The following is a 6,904-nucleotide window of genomic DNA, read 5'->3' as shown; positions in this document are numbered from 1 at the left end:
TTTTAATGATACGCTTGTTCAAACCCACCCCACCCATGCGGTTACCTTTGTTGATAACCATGACTCTCAGCCGGGAGAAGCACTCGAGTCCTGGATTGACGACTGGTTTAAACAAAGTGCATATGCACTGATCTTACTTCGTCAGGGCGGATACCCATGTGTGTTCTACGGAGATTACTATGGCATTGGCGGAGAAAATCCGATTCCTTCGAAGCAAGCAGCCATCGACCCTCTGCTAGCCGCAAGATACGATCATGCCTACGGTGACCAAATTGATTATTTTGACCATCCCAATACGATTGGCTGGGTAAGATGCGGTGTCGCTGAAATCCCTCACTCCGGCTGTGCCATCATTATCGGTAACGGCGAAAATGGAGAAAAGCGGATGTGTGTCGGTAAAGAACGTGCGGGGCAGACTTGGTATGACATTACAGGTAACCAAGAACAGACGTTTACGATCGAAGAAGATGGCTGTGCTAACTTTACCGTCAAAGGCGGAAGTGTCTCAGTCTGGGTGGAACAAGTTCAAGATCAGGAATCAGACGATCAGAAGCAAGAGTCACAAGCTTAAAAATAAGGTATCAAAAGAGGCAGACCTTTGATTTACAGGTCTGCCTCTTTCTTTCATTGTTCTTTGAGCTCAGGATCGATAAGATCCGTTGCTGCGGTATTTTCATCCATCCAATTATTGATGATTTCCTGCGCCTCTGCTAACCCTTGATCACTTAGCATGTAGTACCAGCCGTACTGGTTATTCTCACCTTCACCCTTCAGCATGTAACTGCTCATCTGGGGAACGGATCCTTTCTCATACAATAGTTCCGCTAGATCAATAATAAAATCAGAAGTCATGTCTGTCTTCATATTCGAACTCGCTATGTCGATTAACTGCGGAATCTTTGTAATATTACCCAGCGATAATGCCCGCTCTGTCGCTTGCTTAATAAAAATCCGCTGGCGCTCTGTTCGCTTATAATCCGAATCCTCACGATAACGCACATAATTTAGGGCATCTGCACCGTCATAGATCGGTTTGTTCGGCTCAATTCGGAGCTTTATGTGGATTCTTTGTTTGTTCTCAATAACTTCGGTTATTGGCAGCTTCACACCGCCAAGCGCATCCACTACTTCTACTAGTGCTTGAAAATTGACTTTAGCATAGTAATTAACATCCGCCTGCAGCAACTGCTCCACTGTCTCTACGCTCATTTTGGTTCCCCCGAAAGCATAGGCAGCATTAATCTTATTTCTCTTGTCTTTTCCTACAATCGGAACATACGAATCCCGAGGGATCGACATTAATAACATTCGGTGCTCTGCGGGCCGAAATACCGCATAGATCATCGTATCTGATCTTCCGACATCGCCTTCTCTTTCATCTACACCGAGCAGCAGCATGCTGAATGGTTTTGTCAGCTCGCCCTGCTTTTCTTCATCCCCTGCAGGACCTGTCACCTTAATCGGCTCGTATGCTTTATCAATTCCGTCCACTACTGTATCTTCTATAAATAAGTGAAATGCTACAGCAACAAGTTCTTTACGGAATGCAAACCCCATCGTTCCTATAAGCAAGAGAATGATCGCTGTAATAATCAGCGGTTTCTTTGATTTCGGTTTCTTCTTTTTTTTGTTCTGGTGTCGTTTACTCCGCGTCAGCGGGTATTCTTCCTGGTCACTCATGTGCTTCTCCTCTCTGCACTCTTTTTCTTTTTTTTCGACAGATTCAAGCTATAATTTCAGACTAAGATTGCTTTTGTTTAATTAAAAATTATGTACAGTTCTGCTTACAAAGGGATAACGCAATTACTATACTACAAGTTTCCATAATAAGGAATATCATTTTGGTGACAATGTCGAAAACTTGCTCTCCTATTCCAAAATACTGCTCTATATGCCAAGCAAGCCTATAATAAGAAATATGAACAATTAAGCGAAAGAAGGGATAGATCGTGACCCCTGTCTATTGGACGAAGGTTCAACATGATTTGTTACAAAATCAATTTTTATATCTTGCAGCAACTGAACAAGGAATCTGTAAAATCACCTGGCCCTCAGAGAACTGGGAGGGATTTCAGTCCTGGATTGATCGCCACATCCCAGATGCTGCACTGCTTAAGGATGAACAGCAGCTTGAACCCTATACCAAACAGCTTACAGCGTATTTGAGTGGAGAAAGGTTTCCGTTCTCTGTACCCCTTGATCTTCGCGGAACTGCTTTTCAAATCGAAATATGGAATGCACTACAGCAGATCCCTTATGGAGAAACACGCAGCTATTCCGATATCGCAAACCATGTCGGCAGAGCACAGGCAGTCCGTGCTGTCGGCGCTGCAAATGGAGCTAATCCCGTTCCCATGGTGGTTCCTTGCCACCGGGTTATCGGTAAGAATAAGAATCTCACGGGCTTCCGCGGAGGACTTGAGTTCAAGGAGGCACTTCTTACACTAGAGGGATATCATGACTACACCCGAAAAGGACATGCCCGTTTTGAATTCTAACGATCGCCATATAGGGTCGGACATATTAGCAAGTCACAATGTGATGATGCGCTGTTTTCGAACCGTGGAAAGGTTATGAAGCTTACGCTGTATTCTAGTTATGGCGAAGCCTTACATTATCGTAAATACAAGAAGAGCGCAGCGGGATTAACCTGCTGCGCTCTCTTTGGTCTAGATAGACCTTCTTTTCAATTGAAAGTATGCTGTCATTCCTTCATTACAGGTCAAGTGTCGCAAAACCGCAACTCGGAAATATATCTTTAGGCTTGAACTATGGCAGCAAGCTTGTTTACAATGCCGCTCCACCCTTGATCCATACGATCCCGAACCAGACTGTGATCTTCTCCAAATGAAGTCTTCTCTCCAGCTTTCCAGCCGTCATGGATTAAAGTAAACTCGGTCTGCTCTTCCTTCTCTTCCAACTTGAAAGTGAGTAACCAATCTTTATCCCAAGTAAAACTCAGCGTATTTGGCGGATCGAACTCCGTTACTTTGCATTTCGATTTACCAAAAGGTCCTGCTTCAAGAATAAATTCATGACCAAGCACAGGTTCAAAGGTACTTGGCATAAACCACTCTGCAATTCCTTCTGCTGTAGAAACTAGTTTCCATACCTTCTCGATAGGTGCATTCAGCAGAATGGTTTTTCTAATTTCGGGCAATGATGTTGTCATAAGTCGCTCCTTCTACAAAAAGTTTCATCGTTTGTGAGTAAAGAATGCAGCAATTATAGCACCTAATGGTTGCACGTCAATGGAATCTCAAGTGGTTTTCTACTATTGTGCATTCCCCTTCCAGATTTATGCATGAGGACAAGGTTCGTGATAAACTACATTTATAAAAGAGAACTACATAGGAGCTGATGTCGCGTGAAAAAGGACTTAATTAAAAGACTAACGAGCTATGTACGTGTGGATACCCAGTCAGATGAGAACAGTGAGACTTGCCCTACAACTCCAGGACAGCTTGAACTTGGACGCAAGCTGGTAGAAGAGCTGCACTCCATCGGCATGCAAGAGATCCGTATAGACGATAACGGTTATGTGATGGCCACACTTCCTTCTAACACAGATCATGATGTTCCTGTCATCGGATTCCTTGCTCATCTAGATACGGCCACTGACTTTACCGGAAAGAACGTAAACCCTCAAATTATAGAGCAGTATGATGGCCGAGATATTACGCTGAACGAGGAACAACAGATTATCATGTCTCTAGAAGATTTTCCAGAGCTTGCAGGTTATAAAGGTCATACGCTAATTACAACGGATGGAACGACTCTTCTCGGTGCAGACAACAAAGCAGGGATTGCCGAAATTATGACTGCCATGGAATACCTGATCACTCATCCAGAGATTAAACACGGGAAGATCCGGGTTGCTTTTACACCTGATGAAGAGATCGGCCGTGGACCGGAGCGTTTTGATGTAGGGGCATTTGGTGCAAAATATGCTTACACCGTTGATGGAGGACCGCTTGGTGAACTGGAGTATGAGAGCTTTAATGCCGCAGCTGCCAAAATTACTTTCAAAGGCAAAAACGTCCACCCGGGTACTGCCAAAAATAAAATGGTGAACTCCGCCAAAATCGCAATGGAGTTCCACGCAAGACTTCCTATTCAAGAAGCACCCGAGTTTACGGACGGCTATGAAGGTTTCTACCACTTGTCTTCTGTTAAGGGAGATGTAGAAGAAACCGTACTGAATTATATTATCCGTGATTTCGATCGTGAACAATTTGAAGCACGGAAAGCGAATCTGGAGCAGATCGCCAGAATCCTCCAGGCTGCCTACGGTGAGGAGCGAATCGAACTTAAGATTCGTGACCAATATTTCAATATGCGCGAGAAAATTGAGCCAGTGAAATTTATTGTGGATATTGCCGGAGAAGCCATGAAACAGCTCGAAATTGAGCCTCATATTGTACCGATTCGCGGGGGAACCGACGGTTCTCAGTTATCTTACATGGGACTGCCGACACCGAATATTTTTACAGGCGGAGAGAACTTTCATGGACGTTATGAGTATGTATCCGTAGATCATATGGAGAAAGCCACTCAGGTCATTATTGGTATTGTTCAGCTGTTTGAGCAGCGGGGAGAATAAACAGATGTAATGAATTTAAAAAAAGGGCGATGGATCACCTTCTTAAGGTAATTCATCGCCCTTTTTATTTACATTTTGCGATCCCAGAAACGATGTGCCGCTACAGCTTCCACAAATTTGTTCTCAAAACCAGAAAGCTCTTCTGTAGACCGAGCTGTCACAATTCCTGGTAAACGCAGGTCTTCTATCGCGAGGGACTGCTGAAGGAAAGCTGCCCCTTCATTCACAGCACCGATCGGTTTAAAGTGCTTGTATGCTTCGCGCACAAATTCTTTTGCATCAGGTTCAGAGGCAATCAGATTAACCCCTTCTTTTCCACCCGCAATATAAATGGCGTCGAATAATAAAGAATCGCTGGTGAGGAAAGTATGCAGTGCCTCAATGCTTTGTCCACCTTGTCCGCTGATGGGACCAAGTCGGTCACTAACCACTTCTGGCATGGCACCTGCTTCCTTCAGCGCTTCTATAACTTTGGTTGTTGCCTGATCGAAACCTTCTCCTGCAATGATCGCAACCTTACGAGTCTTCGCACTGAAAATAGTATTCATCATGCTGAGTGCCGGAGAATCAGTTGGAATCGGGTTCTTGGTTGCCTCTCCTGCTTCCGGAAGCTGTACACCGATCTTCGGCGCAACACTCGCTGCAAGAGTGGTGTCGATATTCATCAACAGATTTACTACCGATTGACGCACTTCCTTGCGCTGAACTTTTCCAAGCTCGAATTGGAACGCAGTTATAATATGCTTTTTCTCCACTTCCGACATACTGTTCCAGAACAATTTGGCCTGGCTGTAGAAGTCTTTGAAACTTTCACTTCTTGCCTGTACTTTTCGGCCATCTACCCTCTCGGTATAATGCTCATAACCGCCTTCGCTAGGTGTAGCCGTAGAAGGACTGTTTCCGGCCATTCCGTTACGGTGATAGCTGACCTGGCCACGGTTAATCGTCATGCGGTGCATACCGTCACGCTGGTTATTGTGTACGGGAGCAATCGAACGGTTAATAGGAATTTCGGCAAAGTTTGGCCCGCCAAGTCTCGTAAGCTGTGTATCTGTATACGAGAATAGACGGCCTTGAAGCAATGGATCATTGGAAAAATCAATACCTGGAACAACATGTCCAGGATGGAAGGCCACTTGCTCTGTCTCGCTGAAGAAATTATCCGTATTCCGATTCAGCGTCATTTTACCTACTTTACGAACAGGCACGAGTTCTTCTGGCCATAGCTTAGTCGGATCAAGGATATCAAAATCGAAACTAAACTCATCCTCTTCCTTAATAACTTGAAGTCCAAACTCAAATTCTGGATAATTGCCGGACTCAATCGCATCCCATAGATCGCGTCGATGGAAGTCAGGGTCTTTACCCGCAATCTTCTGAGTCTCATCCCAGACAAGGGAGTGAACGCCAAGCACTGGTTTCCAGTGAAACTTCACAAAATGGGCTTTTCCTTCGGCATTAATTAGTCTAAATGTATGTACACCAAAACCCTCCATCATCCGGAAACTGCGCGGCAAAGCACGATCGGACAGATGCCACAGCATCATATGAGCGGTCTCTGGGTTATTCGCTATGAAATCCCAAAACGTATCATGAGCAGAAGCAGCCTGCGGAATTTCATTATGAGGTTCGGGTTTTACCGCATGGATAAAGTCCGGGAACTTAATCGCATCCTGAATGAAAAAGACAGGTATGTTGTTACCAACGATATCAACGACACCTTCTTCGGTATAAAATTTCGTGGAGAATCCGCGCACATCTCGAACCGTATCTGCTGATCCGCGTGACCCTGCTACGGTTGAGAAACGGACAAAGACAGGAGTCTTTACACTTGGGTCTTGCAGAAAACCTGCTTTGGTGAGCTCAGTAAGCGGCTCATAGACTTGAAAATACCCATGGGCACCGAAACCGCGGGCATGCACAACCCGTTCTGGAATACGCTCATGGTCAAAATGCGTCATTTTTTCACGAAAATGAAAATCTTCCATTAACGTCGGTCCACGCTCTCCTGCTTTCAGCGAAAATTCATCTTCAGACACCTTAAGACCTTGGTTGGTCGTTAACTTCTGTCCATCATTGTCCACTCGGAATGTATCGAGCTGCTCGTCTTTCGCGTCTTTGTTCAGGTTCATATCTTTTTCACTCATTCTTATCACTCCTCTTCGTTTTCGCTTCTTAATCAGTAACTAACAACGAATCTACCGAAAAAAAATAGTAATTTAGCATATTAGTTTAAGTACCCTTCAGCACATTGGATTAAACGCTCGCCCGGAATCAAATCTGATTGTTGCCTCGTGGAAA

The 6,904-nt window shown here is 44.6% G+C and carries 6 protein-coding genes; 3 read left to right on the top strand and 3 right to left on the bottom strand.

Annotated elements, in window-relative coordinates; all coding sequences use genetic code 11:
* Positions 1-571 (top strand): alpha-amylase domain-containing protein (locus GQY27_RS21695; RefSeq protein ID WP_236570502.1); only part of this gene is annotated, 571 nt, incomplete at its 5' end.
* Between the two features lie 53 nt (positions 572-624).
* On the opposite strand, the gene GQY27_RS05505 is transcribed toward GQY27_RS21695, so the two are convergent.
* Entirely contained in the window at positions 625-1,680 is a 1,056-nt protein-coding gene (locus GQY27_RS05505) for an LCP family protein (RefSeq protein ID WP_160032552.1), read from the bottom strand.
* Between the two features lie 269 nt (positions 1,681-1,949).
* On the opposite strand from GQY27_RS05505, the gene GQY27_RS05500 reads away from it, so the two are divergent.
* Positions 1,950-2,498, top strand: a complete 549-nt coding sequence (locus tag GQY27_RS05500; protein ID WP_236570501.1) for a methylated-DNA--[protein]-cysteine S-methyltransferase — start codon at positions 1,950-1,952, stop codon at positions 2,496-2,498.
* 260 nt (positions 2,499-2,758) lie between these two features.
* On the opposite strand, the gene GQY27_RS05495 is transcribed toward GQY27_RS05500, so the two are convergent.
* The gene (locus GQY27_RS05495; RefSeq protein ID WP_160032551.1) at positions 2,759-3,172 is read right to left on the bottom strand and encodes an SRPBCC family protein; all 414 of its coding nucleotides are present in this window, start codon (positions 3,170-3,172) and stop codon (positions 2,759-2,761) included.
* Positions 3,173-3,367: 195 nt separating this feature from the next.
* Between GQY27_RS05495 and pepT the strand changes: the two genes are divergently transcribed.
* Positions 3,368-4,603, top strand: coding sequence for a peptidase T (gene pepT / locus GQY27_RS05490; RefSeq protein ID WP_160032550.1), 1,236 nt, complete (start codon positions 3,368-3,370; stop codon positions 4,601-4,603).
* Between the two features lie 68 nt (positions 4,604-4,671).
* Here the strand turns inward: pepT and GQY27_RS05485 are convergent, their stop codons facing one another.
* Entirely contained in the window at positions 4,672-6,750 is a 2,079-nt protein-coding gene (locus GQY27_RS05485) for a catalase (protein WP_160032549.1), read from the bottom strand.
* Between the last annotated feature and the right edge of the window lie 154 nt (positions 6,751-6,904).

The organism is Paenibacillus sp. An7, from assembly GCF_009870785.1.
Taxonomy (GTDB): domain Bacteria; phylum Bacillota; class Bacilli; order Paenibacillales; family Paenibacillaceae; genus Paenibacillus.
Note: the sequence above shows the minus strand (reverse complement) of the source record. Positions and strands in the feature narration are given on the sequence as shown.